Annotated in this window: 14 protein-coding genes; 3 read left to right on the forward strand and 11 right to left on the reverse strand. The window is 66.6% G+C overall.

What is annotated here, in order from left to right:
- Positions 1-7: 7 nt before the first annotated feature.
- Genes ABZ004_RS17935 through ABZ004_RS17945 form a run of 3 tightly spaced genes read left to right on the forward strand, consistent with a single transcriptional unit; the run spans position 8 to position 4,234 of the window.
- Positions 8-2,152 (forward strand): acetate--CoA ligase family protein, encoded by a 2,145-nt coding sequence (locus ABZ004_RS17935; RefSeq protein WP_355680979.1) that lies wholly within the window; start codon positions 8-10, stop codon positions 2,150-2,152.
- A 38-nt stretch (positions 2,153-2,190) separates the two neighbouring features.
- Positions 2,191-3,684, forward strand: coding sequence for an Nramp family divalent metal transporter (locus ABZ004_RS17940; RefSeq protein ID WP_355680980.1), 1,494 nt, complete (start codon positions 2,191-2,193; stop codon positions 3,682-3,684).
- A 1-nt stretch (position 3,685) separates the two neighbouring features.
- Positions 3,686-4,234, forward strand: a complete 549-nt coding sequence (locus ABZ004_RS17945; protein ID WP_355680981.1) for a hypothetical protein — start codon at positions 3,686-3,688, stop codon at positions 4,232-4,234.
- Positions 4,235-4,406: 172 nt separating this feature from the next.
- Here ABZ004_RS17945 and ABZ004_RS17950 read toward each other — a convergent pair whose 3' ends face one another.
- The 11 genes from ABZ004_RS17950 to ABZ004_RS18000 form a co-directional block, all read right to left on the reverse strand.
- Positions 4,407-5,141, reverse strand: a complete 735-nt coding sequence (locus ABZ004_RS17950) for a GntR family transcriptional regulator (RefSeq protein ID WP_355680982.1) — start codon at positions 5,139-5,141, stop codon at positions 4,407-4,409.
- A 109-nt stretch (positions 5,142-5,250) separates the two neighbouring features.
- A complete protein-coding gene (locus ABZ004_RS17955) occupies positions 5,251-5,397 on the reverse strand; it encodes a hypothetical protein (RefSeq protein WP_355680983.1) in 147 nt (48 codons plus the stop codon).
- A gap of 162 nt (positions 5,398-5,559) precedes the next feature.
- Entirely contained in the window at positions 5,560-6,720 is a 1,161-nt protein-coding gene (locus ABZ004_RS17960) for an NAD-dependent formate dehydrogenase (RefSeq protein ID WP_355680984.1), read from the reverse strand.
- Between the two features lie 108 nt (positions 6,721-6,828).
- Positions 6,829-7,767: a LysR family transcriptional regulator gene (locus ABZ004_RS17965; protein ID WP_355680985.1), complete on the reverse strand. Its 939-nt coding sequence runs from the start codon at positions 7,765-7,767 to the stop codon at positions 6,829-6,831.
- A gap of 88 nt (positions 7,768-7,855) precedes the next feature.
- Entirely contained in the window at positions 7,856-8,737 is an 882-nt protein-coding gene (locus ABZ004_RS17970) for an aminoglycoside phosphotransferase family protein (protein WP_355680986.1), read from the reverse strand.
- A gap of 96 nt (positions 8,738-8,833) precedes the next feature.
- Positions 8,834-14,266, reverse strand: a complete 5,433-nt coding sequence (locus ABZ004_RS17975) for a PKD domain-containing protein (RefSeq protein ID WP_355680987.1) — start codon at positions 14,264-14,266, stop codon at positions 8,834-8,836.
- 435 nt (positions 14,267-14,701) lie between these two features.
- Positions 14,702-15,757, reverse strand: coding sequence for an acyltransferase (locus ABZ004_RS17980; protein ID WP_355680988.1), 1,056 nt, complete (start codon positions 15,755-15,757; stop codon positions 14,702-14,704).
- A 196-nt stretch (positions 15,758-15,953) separates the two neighbouring features.
- The gene (locus ABZ004_RS17985; RefSeq protein ID WP_355680989.1) at positions 15,954-16,712 is read right to left on the reverse strand and encodes a maleylpyruvate isomerase family mycothiol-dependent enzyme; all 759 of its coding nucleotides are present in this window, start codon (positions 16,710-16,712) and stop codon (positions 15,954-15,956) included.
- 67 nt (positions 16,713-16,779) lie between these two features.
- Positions 16,780-17,922 (reverse strand): winged helix DNA-binding domain-containing protein, encoded by a 1,143-nt coding sequence (locus ABZ004_RS17990; protein ID WP_355680990.1) that lies wholly within the window; start codon positions 17,920-17,922, stop codon positions 16,780-16,782.
- Positions 17,923-17,979: 57 nt separating this feature from the next.
- Positions 17,980-19,137 (reverse strand): xylose isomerase, encoded by a 1,158-nt coding sequence (gene xylA, locus ABZ004_RS17995; protein WP_355680991.1) that lies wholly within the window; start codon positions 19,135-19,137, stop codon positions 17,980-17,982.
- Between the two features lie 118 nt (positions 19,138-19,255).
- Positions 19,256-20,140, reverse strand: a complete 885-nt coding sequence (locus ABZ004_RS18000; RefSeq protein ID WP_355680992.1) for a carbohydrate ABC transporter permease — start codon at positions 20,138-20,140, stop codon at positions 19,256-19,258.
- Between the last annotated feature and the right edge of the window lies 1 nt (position 20,141).

Below are 20,141 nucleotides of genomic sequence, written 5' to 3' on the forward strand. Positions count from 1 at the left end.
TTCTGGCATGTCGTATGACAAGGCAGTGGTCCAGTCCATCCTCGACCAGGCTCTGGCGGACGGCCGTACCTCGCTGAGTGCGCCCGAGGCCAAACAGGTGGCCGACGCGTACGGCATCCCGACTCCGGGGGAAGGGCTGGCCACGACTGCCGAGGCAGCCGCCGCGCTCGCGGCCGAGATCGGCTTCCCGGTGGTGCTGAAGATCGTCTCGCCAGACATCTTGCACAAGACCGAAGCCGGTGGGGTGGTGGTCGGCGTCGACAGTGCCGAGTCCGCTGTCACGGCGTACGAGCAGATCGTCGCGAACGCCAGGGCGTACCAGGCGGATGCTTCGATCACCGGTGTGCAGGTGCAGAAGATGCTGGTCACCGGCGGTGATGTGCAGGAGGTCATCGTCGGAGCGGTGACTGATCAGACGTTCGGCAAGATTGTCGCCTTCGGCTTGGGCGGTGTCTTGGTTGAAGTCCTGAAAGATGTCACCTTCCGGCTCGCCCCGACCTCGCCGGAGGAAGCCCGGTCGATGGTCGACGGGATCGGCGCGCACGAGATGCTGAACGGCGTACGAGGTGCCAAGCCGGTCGACAAGGACGCGATCGCCGCGATCATCACCAAGCTGTCCGACCTGGTCGAGGACTTCCCGCAGTTCGCCGAGGTGGACCTGAACCCGGTGCTCGCCGGGCCGGACGGAGCCACCGCGGTGGACTTCCGGATCATCGTCGACGCCGCCGCGGGGCAACCGGTCGAGCGGTATTCGCAGGACGAGATCCTGACCGCGATGACCCGGATCATGAAGCCCCGGGCGGTCGCCGTGATCGGTGCCTCGAACGAGGACGGCAAGATCGGCAACTCGGTGATGAAGAACCTGGTCAATGGCGGGTATCAGGGTGACATCTACCCGATCAACCCCAAGGGTGGCGAGGTCCTCGGGCTGAAGGCCTTCCCATCGATCACGGACGTCCCGGGTGACGTCGACGTCGCGGTGTTCGCCGTGCCGGCCAAGTTCGTGGGCGGCGCGCTCGAGCAGTGCGGCCAGAAGGGTGTCGCCGGCGCAATCCTGATCCCGTCCGGCTTCGCGGAGACAGGCGAGCAGGAGCTCCAGGACGAGGTCGTCGCGATCGCTCGCAAACACGGCGTACGGATTCTCGGGCCGAACATCTACGGGTACTACTACCTGCCGGAGAACCTCTGCGCGACGTTCTGTACGCCGTACGACGTCAAGGGGAGTGTTGCGCTTTCGTCACAGAGCGGCGGGATCGGGATGGCGATCCTCGGCTTCAGCCGGTCCAGCCGGATGGGCGTCTCCGCGATCGTTGGGGTAGGCAACAAGGCCGACATCGACGAGGATGACCTCCTGACGTTCTTCGAGAACGACGACAACACCAACCTGATCGCCATGCATCTAGAGGATCTGAAGGACGGCCGTGCCTTCGCCGAGACGGCCTCGCGGGTGTCGAAGAAGAAGCCGGTCGTCGTGCTGAAGGCCGGCCGGACCGCCATGGGTGCCAAGGCGGCGAGCTCGCACACGGGCGCGCTGGCCGGCAACGACAAGGTGTACGACGACATCCTGCGGCAGAGCGGGGTGGTCCGGGCGCCGGGGCTGAACGAGATGCTCCAGTACGCCCGGGGGATCCCGCTGCTGCCGACGCCGAAGGGCGAGAACGTCGTCATCATCACCGGCGCGGGCGGCTCGGGTGTCCTGCTTTCGGACGCCTGTGTCGACAACGGGCTGCAGCTGATGACGATTCCGCCGGATCTTGATGAAGCGTTCAAAAAGTTCATCCCGCCGTTCGGGGCGGCCGGGAACCCGGTCGACATCACCGGCGGCGAGCCACCTTCGACGTACCGGAACACCGTCGCGCTGGGGCTGCAGGACGACCGGATCCACGCGCTGATCCTGGGCTACTGGCACACGATCGTGACGCCGCCGATGGTGTTCGCTCACTTGGTGGCCGAGGTGGTTGAGGAGTACCGGGCGAAGGGCATCGACAAGCCGGTGGTGGCTTCGCTGTCGGGTGATGTCGAGGTAGAAGAAGCAAGTCAGTACCTGTTCGAGCACGGGGTCGTCGCTTATCCGTACACCACCGAGACACCGGTCCAGGTGCTCGGTGCCAAGTACCGCTGGGCCCGGAACGCGGGTTCGCTCGGTTCGTAGTACCCCATCCCTGCTGGCGTCGATCTAAGGAGTCCGCCTTGGACGTCACAAGCAAGACCTCAGAAGTACCCGAAGAACCCGCTGCGGTGACCGAGCGGGTCTGGCACGCCGGCCGGCTCGAACCGATGCCGATCCGGCCGCTGCCGCCGGCCCCGCCCTCCCTGCACATCCTCGGTCCGACCGTCTTCCTGGTCGCGCTCGGCGTCGGCATGGGCGAGTCCTACATGTGGCCCCGGCTCGTCCTGGTGTTCGGTCCGGATATCCGCTGGTTGTTCATGGTCGGTGTCACCCTGCAGGCGTTCGTGCTGCTGGAGATGGCGCGCTACGCGATGGCGACCGGGGAGAGCATCTTCTTCGGCGCGGCCAGGGTCTTCAAACCGTTGATGTGGTTCTTCTACGTCGCGGCGATCCTGATCTACATCTGGCCAGGCCATCTCTCGGCCGGAGCCGCGGCGTTCGAAGAGATATCCGGCATACCGTGGCAAGTCACGGCCTGTGTGGCGCTGGTGTTCGTCGGAATCCTGTTCAGCATGCTCTCGGTGATCTACAACTTCCTGGAGAAGTTGCTGGGGTTCCTGATCGGCTTCCTGGTGGTCGGTACGTCGATCATCGCGGCGATCGTCGGCAGCTGGGACGACCTGGCGCAGACCCTCGGCGGCATGTTCGCGATCGGCTTCATGCCGGACAAGGCCTTGTCGGAGGCGTGGTTCCCGATCCTGGTCGGCTCGATCGCATTCGCCGGCCCGTCCGGTATGCAGCAGATGTGGTACACCCTGCAGTTGCGTGACAGCGGGGCCGGTATGGGCGCACACATCCCGAAGGTGCGCGGCCTGCGGACATCCGGCGAGGCGGAGGCGATGCCTTCGCGGGGCTACATGTTCGACACCGACAACCCCGAGGAGATGAAGAAGTGGCGCGGGTGGCGCAAGTGGGTCACCTTCGACGCGATCCTGCTGTTCTGGGGGATCACGATGCTGGTCACGATCTCCTTCACGGTGCTGGCCATGTCGGCGGCCCGGGAGAATCCGGATGTCGGCTCGCTGATCGAGGGTGGCGACCGGGAGGCGGCACTGAAGGCGATGTCGGACGCGTTCGCGTCGGCCGGCAGCCCGATCCTGGGCACGCTGTTCTTCGCCTTCATCGCGCTGATCGGGCTGAACGCCACCCTGGGGCTGTTCGACTCGTTCTCCCGCGGCCAGGCGGACATGACGTACTACTTCATCCCGGGCGCCAAACGGTTCTCGATGTCGAAGCTGTACGCCGGGTTCCTCTGGGGGGTGATCACCTTCGGCATCCTGATCCTGCTCTTCGGGCCGGCCGACGGTCCGGCCAGCATCCTGGACGTGCTCGCCTTCTTGTCCACGTTCGCGATGGGCGCCTACTGCATCGTGTTGCTCCTGGTGAACAACAGGCTGCTGCCCAAACCGATCAGGCCCGGACCGGTGCGGAACGTGATCATCGGCTTCGGCGCGGTGTTCTACCTCGGCATGCTGTTCTACAGCCTGATCCGCTTCGGCGTCGTGGTGGGCTGACATGCCTACTGACTATCGTCGTGAGGTGAAGCAGTTGGCGGAGTTCTGTGTCCCTGCCGCCTCGGTAGGTATCGCAGCCGGCGTGGTCGCCGGCGCCCTAGGCGTCTTCGTCGGCCAGCCGGTCGGTTGGGCGGTCTTGACCGGCCTCGGCCTAGCCGTTCCGCTCGCCTTACTGGGCGCCGGGTACGCCGCTCTGCTGGCACTGAAGAAGATCCCGGCCGGGGTCTACGCCCCAGCCGCGCTCTACTGGGCCTTCGGCTTCCCACTGGCCCTGTTCATCCACGCAATCGTCACCGAATGGGTAGTCACCGGCACCCCCGGCCTCCCACCCGAACCCTGGAAGTTCCTGGCCTTCCGCGCCCTCCTCAGCATGGGATTCGCCATCGGCTTCCTCTGGATGCACGAACAAATCGGCCGCCACTGGTGGCCCCGCATCATGCACCACAACCTCTACGCCCACCGCTGCGTAGAGCAATACGTCCACCTGGCCGAATCGATGACGGCCCGCAAGGCGGCCGTAGTACGAGCCCGCAAGAACCGCACCGCCTAACACCAGTTCCCCCAGCAGCCCGTGCCCGCCCACCTTCAGGCACGGGCTGCTGGGGTTTGCTGCCCCCGGCGCCCGGCTGACTGCCGCTAGCCCGACTCTGTGCTTCAAACCCTCTTCGCGCCAGGGTCTCGGCGCGGGCGGGGAGGGGGCGACGTGGTTGGGGTGGCTGGGGCTAGCGGCGGCGGGTGGGTTTCTTTTCCGCTGGGGCCGGCTCGGAGGGTTCCGTTGACTGGAGGTCGTGGTAGGCCTTGCGGGTGTGTTCGGTGTGTTCTCGCATGATCTGGGCGGCTTTGTCTTCGTCGCCGTCGCTGATGGCCTTGACCAGGCGGGTGTGTTCGCGCCAGGAGGCGGCGCCGCGGACCGGGGCCAGCGGGGTGTAGTACCAGCGGACGCGGCGGTCGACCTGGCCGGCGAAGTCGACCAGGAAACGGTTGCCGGACATCTGGGTGATCAGGCTGTGGAGTTCGGCGTTGGTCCGTACGGCGCCGTCGGTGTCGCCGGCCTCGTGGTGCGCGGCGCCGACCTTGCAGAGGTCGCGGAGTTTCGCGAGGTCCTCCTTGGTGGCGTGCCGGGCGGCCAGCCGGGCCGACTCCGACTCGAGGGCGGCGCGGGCGGCCAGGAGCTGGTCCACCTCGTCCTCGGCGGGAACGTGGACCATGGCACCGAAGCCCGGGCGGAGGTCCACCCAGCCTTCGTTGTTGAGCCGCTGGAGGGCTTCACGGACCGGCTGCCGGGAGACGCCGAGGATGCCGGCCAGCTCGACCTCGACCAGGTGCCGGCCGCGTTCGAGAGTGCCGTCGATGATCATCTCGGTGAGGGCCTCGTAGACCGACTCACGCAACGGCTGCGGCCGCTTGACATGCCGTACGCCGGGCGCTTCGGCCTGATCGGTGCTGAGCGTCGTCATGAGGTCCTTCCCGGTGTTTCGCCGTACCAATGATCGAGAAAATCACTAGTGTGGATTAACCATGATGGCACTTGGTAGACAGTCTACCAAGTGCCACAGAGGTTGAAATTCAGGCAGCCGACTCGACGGCCACCTTGCGGTCCTCGGCGTCCGGGGTCTGCTCGGGGAGTTCGACATCGAGTTCCTGCTGCAGCTCCGGGGCATCCGGGAACTGCGGACGGGCCGCCAGAGCGCCGAACCTACGGGTGAAAATCATTGCTTCCTCTCCCGCTCCGGATCCGATTCCGGAGCTTCCTTGGGTGACTACTGCCTTCTGTATACATTCAACCAGGCGAAGCGACCGGTTATGCCCGCATCTCACGTGACACGGGTTACGTCGTACGTGATCCCTGTTACAGCACGCGTTTGCGGCGTGGGTCTAGGACTTGGTGGAGTATGAGTGAGCACCGGTACCGGCTAGTCGGCCGCCGTCGACGATGAGGTACTCGTCGCGGATCGGCGTACCGGCGAACCAGGACTCCAGGATCTCCCGGGTGCCGGCGGCGTACCGGGCCTGAGCTGGCAGCGATGAGCCAGAGATATGCGGCGTCATCCCGTGATGAGGCATGGTCCGCCACGGGTGGTCGGCCGGAGCGGGCTGCGGGAACCACACGTCACCGGCGTACCCGGCCAGTTGTCCGCTCTCCAACGCACGCACGATCGCATCCCGGTCGGCGATCTTCGCGCGCGCGGTGTTGATCAAATAGGTGCCGCGCTTCATCCTGCCCAGCAGTTCGTCCCCGAACAGGCCTTCGGTCTCCGGGTGCAGCGGGGCATTGATCGTCAGGACGTCACACAACGGCGCCATGCTAGCGGCATCGGGATGGAAGGTCAGGTTGAGTTCGCGCTCGATCGACTCGGGTAGGCGGTGCCGGTCGGTGTAGTGCAGCTTGACGTCGAAGGGTGCCAGTCGCCGGAGTACGGCGAGACCGATCCGCCCAGCGGCCACGGTGCCGACGTGCATGCCTTCCAGGTCGTACGAGCGGGAGACGCAGTCCGCGATGTCCCAGCCGCCGTCGAGCACCACCTGGTGGGACGGGAGGTAGTTGCGAACCAGGCCGAGGATCATCATCACCACGTGTTCGGCGACGCTGATGCTGTTGCTGTAGGTCACCTCGGCAACGGTGATGCCGTTGGCAACGGCTGCATCCAGATCGACGTGGTCCGAGCCGATGCCGGCGGTGATCGCGAGCTTCAGGTTCGGCGCCTTGGCGATCCGTTCCGCGGTCAGGTACGCAGGCCAGAACGGCTGCGAGATCACCACATCGGTGTCGGGCAGCTCGCGGTCGAGAATCGAGTCGTCGCCCTCCTTGGACGACGTGACAACCAGGGTGTGGCCTTGGCTCTCGAGGAAGTTCCGCAGCCCGAGTTCGCCGGAGACACTCCCCAGCAACGAGCCCGGGGCGAAGTCGATCGCCTTCGGAGTCGGCGCTGTCTGGCCGCCTGGATAGCCCTCGATCCGCGGGATGTCGTCGCGGGCGTACGAGGTCGGGTAGCCGTCCTTCGGGTCGTCGTACAGCACACACAAGACCTTTGCCATGGTGGGCAACTCCTCAACGTTTTCAGGGTTTTCCGTCCCTGCCACAGTCGCGCCGCCACGTCGTACGGGTCAAAGACTTGCTTGCTATGTCGGGATAGCGCGGCGCTATCAAGCCGACTGAGCACTCATCAGATGATCGTCGAGGAGCTCATCCAAAGCCTTGTGTACGCCGGCCTGCCGGGCCACATCGAGCAGGGCGCGGGCAAGCACTGGCTCAGGACTCCGCGCGGCGATCACCAGGCCGACCCGCGGTCCGTGCGCAGGACTCTTCAGCGGTACGACGCGCATGCCGGCCGGTACGCCGAACATGTGCAGCCACGCGTGCGAGATCACCGTCGACCAGTGACTGCCGCGAAGGTGGCTGTAGAGCCCGGAGACGGTGTCGCTCTCGATCGCGGGCGCGGCCGTCACCCCGTCGTCGGTGAAGTAGCCGTTCATGATCCGGCGGTTGCGCATCTGGGGTGAGAGCAGACAGAGGGGGAGTTCCGCGACCTCGGCCCAGGTCGCGACCGGCTGTTCCGCGAGCTGGCTGTGGTTGGGGGTCAGCAGAAGATAACGCTCTTCGTACAAAGGGGTTTTGCGGACCTGGCCGAGGGTGTCGTCGTCGAGATAGGTCATCGCGACGTCGAGTTCGAACTCGGCGAGCTTGTGGGTGATGTCCCGTGACGACAGGGATTCCAGCCTCACCCTGGCCTGCGAGTGGCGGGCGCAGAACGGAGTGGTGAGCAGCGAGACGACCGGCATCGCGGTCGGGATCGCGCCGAGGCGGAGGGTGCCGGTCAGGCCGCCGCGCATCACCGACAGCTCGTGCCGCAGGGCATCGCGTTCGGAGAGGATCCGCTGGGCCCAGAGCAGGACGCGTTCACCTTCCGGGGTGAGACCTTCGAACCGCCGTCCGCGCCGCACGACCGGGACGTCCAGTTCCTGCTCGAGCTTGCGGATCGCGGCCGACAGCGAGGGCTGGGAGACGTAACAGGCAGCCGCGGCGCGGGCGAAGTGCCGTTCCCGGGCGAGGGCGACGAGATACTCGAGCTGACGCAGCAGCATGGCGAGTCAGCCCTGATTCCATCCGGCATACCGTTCATCTGTATACATAATCCAACACTACGCTGCCCGCGGCGTGCCGGGAAGGGCATCACTGGAGAATGCGGTCGAGCGTCCGGCGTCCCAATGCGCTCATCGTCGGGTTGGTCTCGGCGTAGTACCAGACAAGGCCCATCGCCTGCTGGAACGCCCAGGCCTTGCCGCGCTCCCACTCCAGATCGTCAGAGGCCAACCTGCGTCGAAGCACTTCCCGCGGCCCTGACTGCAACAGGTGCCAGGCACCGACCAGATCCAGAGCGGGGTCGGCCGGACCGAAGCCGCCGGTGTCCAGTACGCCGCTCAGCCGGTCACCCGCCACCAGGACATTGCCAGGAATCAAGTCACCATGGGTCATCACGTCGGCGCCCTTGCGTGGCAACTCCCGGAAATGGCTCCACATCTGGCGCAGGCGATCCACGTCGAGCAGCCCTTCACTCTCCTCGAAACACGTCGCCATCCACTCGTCGTGGTCAGTGAGAACGCCGCCGCGACCTTGACCGCGGAAAGACCGGCCTCGCGTGTCGGCGTCCCGCAGGGCAGCGATGAAGGCGGCGAGGTCTTCGGCAAAGTCGTCCGAGCCGCTCGGATCGGCCTCGAAGGCGACTGTTCCCGGCAGCCAGGTCTGCACCGACCAGGGCATCGGGTAGCCCGCTCCCGGCTTTCCCAAGCCAACAGGTTCCGGGACAGGGAACCGGCACACCTGCGCCAGCTCCGCGCTTGCCTGGGCTTCCTGCTCCAGAACCGCCAGCGTCTTGGCAGGATCGGCCAGCCGCAGGGGGAACCGGGCGGAGAGGTCGTCCCCGATGCGGAAGACGGCGTTGACAGTCCCGGTCGACGACAAGAGACGGATGGGCTTGCCGCTCCACTGCGGGAACTGTTCCTGGATGAGGGTCGCAACCGTTTCGGTGGTCACGTCCACTTGGTCGTCATGCATGCCCCATGCCTACACGAGCTACACAGCAACCAGCACTTCATTTACACGAGAAGGGGCGCCGGTCGTTGGACCGGCGCCCCTTGGCTAGCTGATGAGCTAGACGGTTACTTGCCTCGTGATGGTGGCTGCCTTGCCCCAGCCATCGGTGGTGGTGAGAGTGACGGTGTAGGTGCCTGCTGCTGGGAAGGTGTGGTTCGGGGCCTGCGTCGTGCTGACCGCAGTACCGTCGCCGAAGTCCCAGCGGTAGGTGAAGGTGTCACCGGTGTTCGGATCGGCCGAGCCGGCACCCGAGAGGTTACAGACCAGTCCGGAGCAGACCGGCGGGTTGATCACCGGGACCGGAGCCACGTTGTTGGTCGGCTCGGTGATCGTGATGGTTGCGGTCGCCGTCGAGGTCGACAGCCACTCGTCCGTGGCCGTCAAGGTGACCGTGTAGGTGTTGGCGCTGGTGTAGGTCCTGGTCGGCAGCGGTCCGGTACCGGTGCCGTTGCCGAAGTTCCAGGAGTACGTCAGCGACGTCGGGTTCTCGTCGGTCGAGCTACGAGCGTCGAACGTGCACACGTTCTGGTTGCACGAGGTGGTGAACGCCGCCACCGGCGGGTTGTTCGCCGGGTGCGTGACCGTCACGTGCCGCTCGGACGGCACCGCCGTGACGAAGTCGTGCGAGTCGACTCCGCGGACCCGGACCGTATAGGCGCCGTCTGGGATGACGACTGACGTGTACGAGAAGTTCGAACCCGGCGTACCGGGGCTTGTCAGGAACGCGGTCCGCCAGCTGGCGTTCGTGCTGGTGAACGTGCCGGACGAGCTCATGTACTGGCCGAGGGAGTTGACGATGCCGATCTCGACCCGCTGCATCGCCTGGTCGTCCTCGGCGCGGCCGCTGATGAAGATCTTGCCGTCCGAGAAGGTCGTGCCCTCGGTCGGGGTCAGCAGCGACTCGTTCAGGACCGGCGGCGTGTCACCCGGATAGATCGGGTACCTCGACGTCGCGCCCGTGCTCGACCCGTCCTGCTGCCCGACGGTGTCGAAGGCGATGGCCGTCACCGACCAGTCGCCCTGGGTCGGCAGGTTGACCGGCAGCGTCCACGTCGTACTCGTAGCGCCTGGCGAGGCCAGGGTCGCCGGGAGTGTGGCGAAGTTGGCCGACATGGTGCCGTTGGGCTGCAGGTAGCGACTGGTGTCGTTGTCCCGCAGCGAGACCCGTACCTCGGCCACCCCTTGGCCGTCGGTCGCCGAGCCGGTCAGGTCGAGATGCAGCACCTGGAGGCCGGTGATCGTGCCGGTCGGGGTGATCGTGGTGTCCGGTGGATTGTCACCGGGGATCTGGGCGTTGATCGTGAGCCGGCCCTGGTTGGTCGACGACGTGGACAAGCCCAGCTGGTCGGTGCCCCGCACCGAGAAGCTGTACGTCCCTGGCGTCAGGTTGAACGGCGTGGTGTACGTCCAGTTGTAGCTGGTCGCGTTGATGTGTACCGGCGAGACCCGGTACGAGCCCGCGAGCACGTTCACACCCCAGGTACCGTCGGAGCCCAGGTTCTCGCGGGTGCTGGTGTTGCGGAGTTGGACCTCTACCGTGTCGAGCTGCTCATCGTCGTTCGCAGTACCGGAGAAGGTCATCTGTCCGCCCGGTGCCACCGTCACGGCCGGAACCGTGAGCGGTGGGGTCATGGCGACCGGTGCCGTGATCGTGACGGTCGGCGGGTTCGCTGTGTCGGAGACGATCCATGACCGGTCGGCCGTGTCCAGAGCGGACTGACCGGTGGTGTCGGTGGCTCGGGCCTGTGCCTGCCAGGTGCCTTCGCTCGGCACAGTGACTTCGTAGGTCCAGGTGGTGTTCGTGCCACCCACGACGTCCGGAGTGATCCGGAACGAGTTGTAGATCGGCGAGACGGTGCCGTCGTTCTGCAGGTAGCGGTTGTTGGGATCACGCAGCGTCAGACTCAGCGAGTTGACGCCCAGGTCGTCGGTAGCACGGCCGGTGATCGTGAAGGTGGTCGTCGGGACGACGCTGGTGGTCGGCCCGGTGATGGTCTGTGTCGGCGGCGCGTCCGTCGTACCGAAGGTCTCGAACTTCTTCGTCGCCTTGGAGTTGTCGGCCGCGTTGGTGTTCGCGATCGTGCGGGCGAGCACCTTCAGTGCGCGGTTCTGCGGGATCGTCAGCGGCAGCGACCAGTCGGTCGAGCCCGCGTTCGGCGACACCAGGGTGGCGTTGATCGTGTTGCTGGTGGTCGATCCCCAGGTGGTCAGGTCGTCGTTGAGGTAACGGCGGCTGTCCCGGTCCTGGATCTCGACCTCGACCCGCTGCACGGTCCGGCCCTGGTTGGCCGAGGCGTTGCCGGTGATCGTGAATTCGGTGTTGATCGGCTTGACCCGGCCCTCGATCGGGTCGGTGATGGTCGTCTCCACCCCGTTGCTCGCCGGCACCGAGTTGAAGTCGTAGAACGCCAGCCGGCCGACGTTGTACTCGCCCTGGGTGGTGGCGTCACCACCCGTGATGAGTCCTCGCGGTGTCAGCTCCATCGCCTTGTTGCCCTCGAAGGAGTTCGATCCCGGGTTCCACTGCAGCGCCGTACCGTCGACCGGGTTCAGCGCGCCGATGTGCTCGCGGTGGACCACGGCGTCACCGAGGCCGTAGCCGGACAGGCCCTGGCCGGTGCCGTAGCCGACGTCGTCCAGACCTGGCCACGGCTGCGACGAGGTCGGCGACTCGTTCCAGGCGAAGTGGCCACCGATGTAGACGGCCTGCTCGGAGATCGCGATCGAGTAGGTGCTGTCGAAGTTGCGGGCGATCCACAGCGGCTGGGCGTTGTCCGCCATCGTGCCGGTCAGCGAGTAGGCGACCACCGTGTCGTTGATCGGCGGCCGGTCACCGCCCGAACCGCTGGTGACCGCGAAGTACGAGTCGTCCGGCGAGATGTCGCCGCCGTAGATACGCTGGATGCCGCCGACGAACTGCAGGTTGTCGTCCCACAGCCGGGTGCGCCACGGCGACAGCTTGTTCGTCCGGGTGTTGATCAGCGCCACGCCGTACCGGTCCTGGCCGTTCACCTGGCGACCGGTGTGCACCACCATCAGCGTGCCCTGGTCGTGGGTCAGCTTCAGGCGCTGCACCGTGAGCTCGCCGTTGCTGCCGATCCCGCCGGTGATGTTGTTGACGAAGTCGGTCCGGACCGCGCCGGTGCTGGAGTTGACCGCGGCCAGCGCGCTGCGCGGGACACCGTTGACCGTGCTGAACCGGCCGCCGATGTAGACCGTCGAGTTGGTGACGGCCAGTTCGGTCGCCTTGATGTCGGTGTTGGCCGTGAAGGTGGTGACCGGTGCGCCGGTGGTCGGGCTGAGGCTGGCGACGCCTCGCTTGGTCACCCCGTTGATGGCGTTGAAGTTGCCGGCCACGAAGAGCTTGGTGCCGTCCGGTGAGGCCTCGACGGATTCGACTCCGCCGCCGCCGAAGGTCGGCCGGAAGTTCGCGTCGACCAGGCCGGTGGTGAGGTCGTACGCCGCCAGGTTCGCCTGCGGGTAGCTCGTGGTGTTGCCGGTGGCCTGGTTACGGATCGAGGTGAAGCCACCCGCGACGTACACGCGGTTGCCGACGACCTCGATGTCCCAGATCTCGCCGTCGCTGATCAGCGGCATGTTGGTGCGCGGGATGTCCGGCACGATCCGGGTGTGCCCCGGCGCCGGGTCCTTGGCCGTCGTAACGGCGGTGCCGGTCTTGGTGGCGGTGTGGGTGCCGTCGCTGACCGTCATGGTGAAGGTGCGGGTGCCGACGGTCGCGTAGGTGTGCGTCGGGCTGTCGCCGGTGCCGGTCTGGCCGTCACCGAAGTTCCAGGTGTAGCTCAGCGCGTCGCCGTCGGGGTCGTAGGTCCGGTTCCCGTCGAACTCACACGTCATCGTCGCGCAGCCGAAGGTGAAGTCCGCGATCGGCGGCTCGTTGGTCGCCGTCTGGTCCGGACCCGGGTCCAGCACGACGGAGAAGTCGATGTCGCGCGAGGCGGCGGCGCTGGTGGTCGCGGTCCGGGCGGCGGCGGTGCCGATCGCGACCGGGCCTGCTGAGTCGCCGACGACCGAGCTCACCTTGCCGGTGCCGGTGTAGGCCGCGGTGGTGCGCTGGGTGGCCTCGGCCGGCAGCGTCCAGGTCTGGTCGACCGAGGACTTCTCCGACCAGGCGTTGACCAGCCAGGAGTTGCCCTTGGCAACTGTGACGGCCGGGCTGGCGTGGCTGGAGGAAGAGGCGTCGAGCCCGCGAATGGCCGATGCGGACACAGTGGCGATACCGGTACTGCGGTACGCGGCGACGCTGATCACGGACTTCGTCAGCGCGCTGCCGTCGACCGTGACGTCGCTACCGGCATCGGCAGCGGTGGCCTGCTTGGTCCACACGCGGCCCCGTACGCCGTTGCCGTCGCGGGACTGCAGCAGGGTCCAGCCGGCCACCGTGTCGGTGATCGTGCTGGCGGTGTCGTTGGTGGTGAGGAAGAGCAGCAGGCGGTCCTGCGTCCGCACGGTGGTCGGAATCTTGACCGAGTGGGACTGCCGGTTGCCCGCAGTACTGGCGGCACCGACGTACGAGATGTCGCCCTGGGTCACCGTGGCGACCGGGTTGACCGTGCCGGTCGCGGTGTCGGTGAGGCTGCCGTCGCTGACCGTCAGGGTCACCGTGCGGGGGCCGTCGCTGGCGTAGGTGTGGTTCGGGTTGATGCCGGTGCCGGTCTGGCCGTCACCGAAGTTCCACGCGTAGGTGAGGGTGTTCCCGTCCGGGTCGGTGCTCGCCGACGCGTCGAACCCGCAGAGCCGGCCGTTGCAGCTGGAGAGGAAGGAGGCGTGCGGCGCCTGGTTCACGGGATCGGCGGTTTGACCGGGGCTGAGCGCGATCGAGAACTGCACGTCGCGCGAGGTGGCGACGCTGGTGGTCGCGACCTTGGCGGCCGCCGTACCGGTCGGCACCGGGCCGGCCGAGTCGGCGATCACCGAGCTGATCTTGCCCGAGCCGGTGGTCGCGGCGGTGCCCCGCTGGGTCGAACCGGCCGGCAGCGTCCAGGTGAGGTCGGTCGAGGACTTCTCGGACCAGACGTTCACCAGCCAGGAGTTGGTATCGGCCACCGCCACGGCCGGAGCCGTGTGGCTGGTCGACGAGGCGTCGCTGCCGCCGACCGCCGAGGCGGTCACCGACGCGTTCCCGGTACTGCGGTACGCGGCGACGCCGATCACGGACTTGGCCGCGACGCTGGTCGTCACCGTGACGTTGGCGTTGACGTCGGCCGCGGTCGCGATCTTCGACCAGAGCCGGCCGCGGACCCCGTTGCCGTTGCGGGACTGCAGCAACGTCCAGCCGGTCACCGTGTCGCTCATGACGCTGGCGGTCTCGTTGGTGGTGAGGTAGAGCAGTAGCGCATCGCCCGCCTGCGCGGTCGCCGGGACGCGGACCGTATGAGCGGTCCGGTTCCCGCCATTACTGGTGCCGGCCACGAAGGAGATCTGCCCAGCGGCCGCCGACGCGGACTGTGCGAGGACAGCGGTCAGAGTCAACGCCGGGACAAGAGCAACCAACGCGGCAAGCAGCAGACTGACACGCCGCCTTCGACCGCGAAACGATCGAGCGAAGAGCTGGGACACAATCACTCACCAACCAGATTCAGAGAACAGGACCAGGCCCGGCGAAATGCCGAGCCGTTGCTGGAGTTCCCGTAGGTGAGGCGTGCTGAATGGAATGTGGCGTAGCCGTGGATTCAGGCACGCGTGTGACAACGACGTCGTCTACCGACACGGCGCGTCACCCCCCAGTGACCGAGAATCCCACCCCAAAGACCCGCCCCCCGGATCCCCAGGGCTGACTGTGGCATTCCGCCACGCTGCGTGCAAGAGTTTCGGCGGAGATTCGGCATATCAACCCGTTATCACTACCGAGGGTAAGGGTTTCGGCTGGCTCCGGTGAGGTCATTCGGTGCCTGAATCCACGGTATTTCAGGTAGTGACTTTCGCCCGCTGGGGCATCCTTTCGAGAAGTTTCTTGAGCCGCGGCGCGAGCGGCTTTTCGACGCCGTAATGCAGGGCCGCGGCCGCGCCGATCATCAACGCCATGGTGGCGACGACGAGCAGGATCGCGTTCACGTGCGGGCCGACCCGCTCGAAGATGATGAAGCCGACGTGCGCGTGGACCAGGTACAGCGGGTAGGTGAGCGCGCCGAGGACCGCGAACCAGGGCTTGGCGAGATTCTGGGTCTTGCCGAGTGCGACCAGCAGCATGATCGCGAAGATCACGAGCACGATGGCGACGACGACCGTGCTGTGGATCGTGGTGTGGTAGCGGACGCCGACCCGGTCGGCGAACCCGATCGCGCGCGGGATCGCGTTGCCGAGGGCAATGACGAAGATGGCCAGCGACTGCAGGCTCGGGCCGTTGCGGTAGATCATGCAGAGCGCCATACCGGCGATGAAGTAGTGCGAGAACTGGGTGTTCAGGACCAGGTCGGCCGCGTGCGGGAGAACGCCGGTCTCGTAGATGAAGGTGAGCCCCAGCCAGCCCCACAGAAAGATCGTCACTCGCTTGGTGGTGACGCCGATCCAGGTCAGGACAAGGATCATCGCGTAGAAGCGGAGTTCGGCCCAGAGCGTCCAGTAGACGACGTCGACGTTCTCGATGTTCGGCAGCGAGTTGAACATCGTCAGGTTGGCCACATACTGCCCGATGGAGACGGGGAATCTGCCCTTGCTGAACGCCACCGACACGATCGCGGTCACCGTCACGGCGATCCAGTACGCCGGGTAGAGCCGGACGATCCGGGAGATCAGGAAGGACCTCGGCGGCCGGTCCCAGGCGCTCAGCAGCACGACGAAGCCACTGATCGTGAAGAAGAGGTCGACGCCGAGGTACCCGTAGCGGGCGATCGGGTCGGCATGCGGGAAGTACAGCGGTGAGAGACCGCCGGCGTACCCGGAGAAGAGATAGTGGTAGGTCATCACGGCGACCGCGGCGATGATCCGGAGCAGGTCGATCTCATGCAAGCGTGGGCGAGTCACGACGGATACTCCATCGTATTGACGCCCGGAGATCAAACGACCACGGCCGGATACTGGACTACGACCATCGGATGACGCCGGCACGCTGGTTCAGCCTCCTGGTGGACGGACGAGTTCCGGAAATGCCGCCGCGACGTTGCGGTAGGCAAGGATCACGTCCGGTGGGACGTCGACCTGGTCGACAAAGTTCAGGCGCTCATCCGAAGCTGACCCGTTCCAGGTAGAAGTCGAGGAGGTCCGCGTCACCGATGACTTCCACCGTTTCGACCGGCCGGCGCTTGTAGATGACGAGCAACAGGTCGAGGACCGTCCCGCGGGCGGCCACGGCTGCCTTCGCCCGAGCATGCCGCCAGACGATCCTGTCGCCGGTGAGATCCACCAGCCACTCGGCGTCTGTGTCGGTGGCATGGAAGTGCAGCGTGCGGCCCGGGCCGAGCAGTTCGCGCATCCACGGATGCACCTCGAAATGCAGGGGCAGTGCGCCGAGCTCCATCCACTCGTCCAGGGTGTCGCGGGCGACCTCGGTCTCCACGGCGTACTCCAGGCCGAGAGCGAGCGCCGCGTCCGCCCGGTGCATCGCCGTCTCGTGGGTCATCCGGCGGGCGATGAACTTGGTGCTCTGGTCGGCGACCGGCGTCGCGACTGCCCGGTCCGGCCCAGCGACGCGCAACGCGGCTGCCAGCTGCTGGGCGCCCTCGACGAGCCAGGCGCCGAGTTTTTCGGGGTCCGAGTCGGTGAAATGGGTCGGGTCCCGGAAGTCGTCGTCACCCGGTGCTTGCCCGTGACGGACCACGTACTCCGCTTCGCGGTGCGCTCCACCGACATGGCGGACGAGTTGGCCCACGTTCCAACCCGGGCAGGAGGGGACCGGCGTACTGAGGTCTGCGTCCGCCAGATGCTCGTTCAGCAGGGCGGCCTGGGCGACGAGCTGGTCGCAGTACTGGTTGTAGTCCACTGGGGGTCTCCGTTTCGCTGGGGGCTGTCAGCGCTTGGTCGGAACCCGTTGACGCTCTTTGACATCGCTACCGACGGGCTCGCAGTACCCGGGTTTCGTAGTCGGGGAGCTTGGGCCACCAGTGGTGGTAGCGGCTGTAGGGGTGCGGGTCGCGCTTGGCGAGGAACTTGGTGAGCGCGCGGGCCTCGACGCCCAGCTCCTTCCAGACCTTGGCCGGGAGTTTGTGGAAGGCGGTCGCCTCGATCCCGTCGTCCACGGTGCGCCAGACGCCGGCGACGTACCCGTCGACGAGCAGGGTCGGCAGGGTGTCCCCGTTCATCCGGATCACGATCTTCCGGTACTCCGGTGGGATCACCCGGCTGCGGTCGGCGTACGCGAGGAGCGTGCTGTCCCACATCGGCAACAACCGCGACGGCGCCGGAGTCTCCTCATCGGGCCTCAACCCACCCGGTACGTCGTACAGCGCTTTGCCATCGGGCCCTTCGAGTTTCTCCAGCTTGTCGCCCAGTGCCTCGATGGCCAGCTTCACCCGGCCTCTTTGGATCAGGCCGAACTGCCCGATGTCCGCCACGGACGCCGGGCCGAAGCCTTCGAGATACCGCCGGACCAGGCTCTGCAAGGCGATGTCGGAGGCGGCCTTGTCCAACGGGGAGTGTGGCGTGGTCGAGGACATGTAGGACGGCCGGTACCCGAAGGCCCACGGACCACCGGTGGGTGCGTGGAGCACCGGCAGGAAGGTCCGCAGCGCCCACCACATCCGCTTCGGGTCCGTCTCGATCCGCTGTTGCAGCCAGGCCTCGACCTCGGCGTTCGACCGTGGCTCGGCCACGAACTCCAGCGCGTCTTCGACCACTGCTTCGGCAAGCTCCCGGGTCAGCCCTGTCTCGGTGTACCGGGCATCTCCGAGACGGGACCGTAACTGTGGCTGCATCGCCTTGTGCATCGCCGGATGATCACTCGGATGCACCACGTGCAAGGTGAACCGCATCAGGGTGGCCTTCACCAGCTCCCGCCCGGCAAAGGCCGCGTCGAGCTCTTCGGGGTCGAACCCGTCCAGCCGATTCCACAACGCGATGTACGGCGAGGCTGCCTGCTGGCCCTGGATCGCGACGATCCGCCGGGTCCCCTCGGCAACCCCGAGCGGCTCGCGACCCAGCAGAAGCTGCCGCCCCAACGTCGCCCGATTGAGACCCCGCTCCGTCAGCGTCATCCCAACACCCTAAGTGCCCCCACCGACACGAATGTTGATGAGCGATGGGGGCTCGTTTCAGCGGGTGCCGTAGAGGTGGTCCAGGGCTAGTTGGTCCAGGCGTTCGAAGGCCATCCCTCGGGCGGCCGCCTCGTCCGGGTCGAAGGTGTCGGTGCGGAGGGTGGCGATCGTTTCGTCCGGGCCGAGGGTGGGTTGGGCCAGTTGATCGAGGCGGGCGTCGAGGAGAGCTTGCTGGACCTCGGGGTCGGCGCGGAACGCGCGGGCCTTCGCCCGGAGTACGAGGTAGTTATGCATGCAGGCTTCGGCGGACGCCCACACGCCGTCCATGTCTTCGGTGCGGGGTGGCTTGAAGTCGAAGTGGCGCGGACCGTCGTAGCCGCCGTGCTCGAGGATGTCGACGGTCCAGAAGGCACCGCGGGCATTGCCGGCGCCGAAGCGGAGGTCCTGGTCGTAGCGGGGACCGTGCTGGCCGTTCAGGTCGGCGTGGAAGAGCTTGCCGTGCCAGAGCGCCTGGGCGATCCCGTGGGCGTAGTTCAGCCCGGCCATCTCCTCGTGGCCGACCTCGGGGTTCAGCCCGACGCGGTCGGAGTGTTCGAGTGTCTCGATGAAGGCAAGCGCGTGGCCGATCGTCGGCAGCAGGATGTCGCCGCGCGGTTCGTTCGGCTTCGGTTCGATCGCGAACCGGATGTCGTAGCCCTGCTCGATCGCGTAGGAGCCGAGCACGTCGAAGGCTTCCTTGTACCGGTCGAGGGCGGCCCGCACATCTTTGGCCGCGCCCGACTCGGCGCCTTCGCGTCCACCCCAGGCGACGAACGTCGAGGCGCCGAGTTCGGCGGCGAGGTCGAGTTGATCGGCGGCCTTGCGGATCGCGTACCGGCGGACGTCGCGGTCGTTGTTGGTGAACCCGCCGTCGCGGAACACCGGGTGGGCGAACAGGTTCGTCGTCACCATCGGCACGGCGAGACCGGTCTCCTCCAGCGCCGCCCGGAACGGTTTCAGGTGCGCGTCCCGTTCGGCGAGCGAGCTCCCGAACGGGAAGATGTCGTTGTCGTGGAACGTGATGCCGTAGGCGCCCAGGTCGCTCAACCGGTGAACGGCCTCGGCCGGGTCGAGCACCGGCCGGACCGGACCGCCGAAGACGTCGACGCCTTGCCAGCCGACGGTCCACAGCCCGAAGGAGAATTTGTCCTCGCGAGTGGGCGCGAAGTCGGTCATGGTGTTCCTCCAACAAAGAGTGGTGATCGGCTGGCCCCGGGAAGCGTGGTGCTCGGCTGGGCCTGGGACCAGCGGTTATCGGCTGGGTCCGGGAAGGGTTCGGCTGGCCCGGGAATGGTTATCGGCTGAAGCCGGCGGTGAGTCCGCTGAGCAACTGCCGGCGCCCGAGCGCGTACAGGACGACGATGGGAAGAGTGGTCAGCACGACGGACGCCAGGACCGCGGGCACGTTGACGCTGTACTGACCCTGGAAGGTCCACAGCGCCAGCGGAAGCGTCCGCTTGTCCGGGCTCTGGGTGAGAATCAGTGGCAGCAGGAACCCGTTCCAGACGCCGAGCCCGTTGTAGATGCTGACCGTGACGAGCGCGGGCCGGGTCAGGGGAAGGGCGAGCTTGCGCAGCATTCCCCACTCGGTCGCGCCGTCCACCCGCATCGACTCGAAGAGTTCCTTCGGTACGTCGCGGATGAAGTTCGTCAGCACCAGCACCGACAGCGGGATCGAGAACGCGATCGACGGCAGGATCAGTGCCAGCAGGCTGTCGTACAGGTGCATCCTGATGATCAGCAGGTAGACCGGGATGATGGTCGCCTGCAGCGGAATCGCCAGCCCCATCAGGAAAAGCCCGTTGACTCCAGCGAGCAGGCGGCTGCCCGCGCCTCGCACGATGGCGTAGGCGGCCATGAAGGAGATTGCCACCGCGGGCAGGATCGTGCCCGCGGTGACGATCACGCTGTTCAGGAAGTACCGCGGGAAATCGGACTCGATCACCAGTCGGTAGTTCTCGACGGTCGGATCAGTGGGCAGCGCGAACGGGTTCTGGGTGAAGAACGCGCTTTGGTCCTTGAAGCTGGTCACCACGATCCAGTACAGCGGGACCAGGACGATCACCAGCCAGAGCCAGCCCGCCGCCCCACCGAACCAGTTCAACTGGCTGAGCCGGCGCATTCCCACCGGTTTGGATCCGGCCGACCGGGTCGCCGCGCTTGTGGTCAGGACTGCCATC

Origin of the sequence: Kribbella sp. NPDC006257, assembly GCF_040613535.1 — a bacterium.
GTDB lineage: Bacteria > Actinomycetota > Actinomycetes > Propionibacteriales > Kribbellaceae > Kribbella.

Excerpts from the sequence above, each read along its gene's own strand:
- xylA (WP_355680991.1), bottom strand. The coding sequence starts at position 19,137 with ATGACCGACTTCGCGCCCACTCGCGAGGACAAATTCTCCTTCGGGCTG.
- ABZ004_RS17950 (WP_355680982.1), bottom strand. The coding sequence starts at position 5,141 with ATGACGACGCTCAGCACCGATCAGGCCGAAGCGCCCGGCGTACGGCAT.
- ABZ004_RS17970 (WP_355680986.1), bottom strand. The coding sequence starts at position 8,737 with ATGCATGACGACCAAGTGGACGTGACCACCGAAACGGTTGCGACCCTC.
- ABZ004_RS17935 (WP_355680979.1), top strand. The coding sequence starts at position 8 with ATGTCGTATGACAAGGCAGTGGTCCAGTCCATCCTCGACCAGGCTCTG.
- ABZ004_RS17955 (WP_355680983.1), bottom strand. The coding sequence starts at position 5,397 with ATGATTTTCACCCGTAGGTTCGGCGCTCTGGCGGCCCGTCCGCAGTTC.
- ABZ004_RS17945 (WP_355680981.1), top strand. The coding sequence starts at position 3,686 with ATGCCTACTGACTATCGTCGTGAGGTGAAGCAGTTGGCGGAGTTCTGT.
- ABZ004_RS17990 (WP_355680990.1), bottom strand. The coding sequence starts at position 17,922 with ATGACGCTGACGGAGCGGGGTCTCAATCGGGCGACGTTGGGGCGGCAG.
- ABZ004_RS18000 (WP_355680992.1), bottom strand. The coding sequence starts at position 20,140 with ATGGCAGTCCTGACCACAAGCGCGGCGACCCGGTCGGCCGGATCCAAA.
- ABZ004_RS17960 (WP_355680984.1), bottom strand. The coding sequence starts at position 6,720 with ATGGCAAAGGTCTTGTGTGTGCTGTACGACGACCCGAAGGACGGCTAC.
- ABZ004_RS17965 (WP_355680985.1), bottom strand. The coding sequence starts at position 7,767 with ATGCTGCTGCGTCAGCTCGAGTATCTCGTCGCCCTCGCCCGGGAACGG.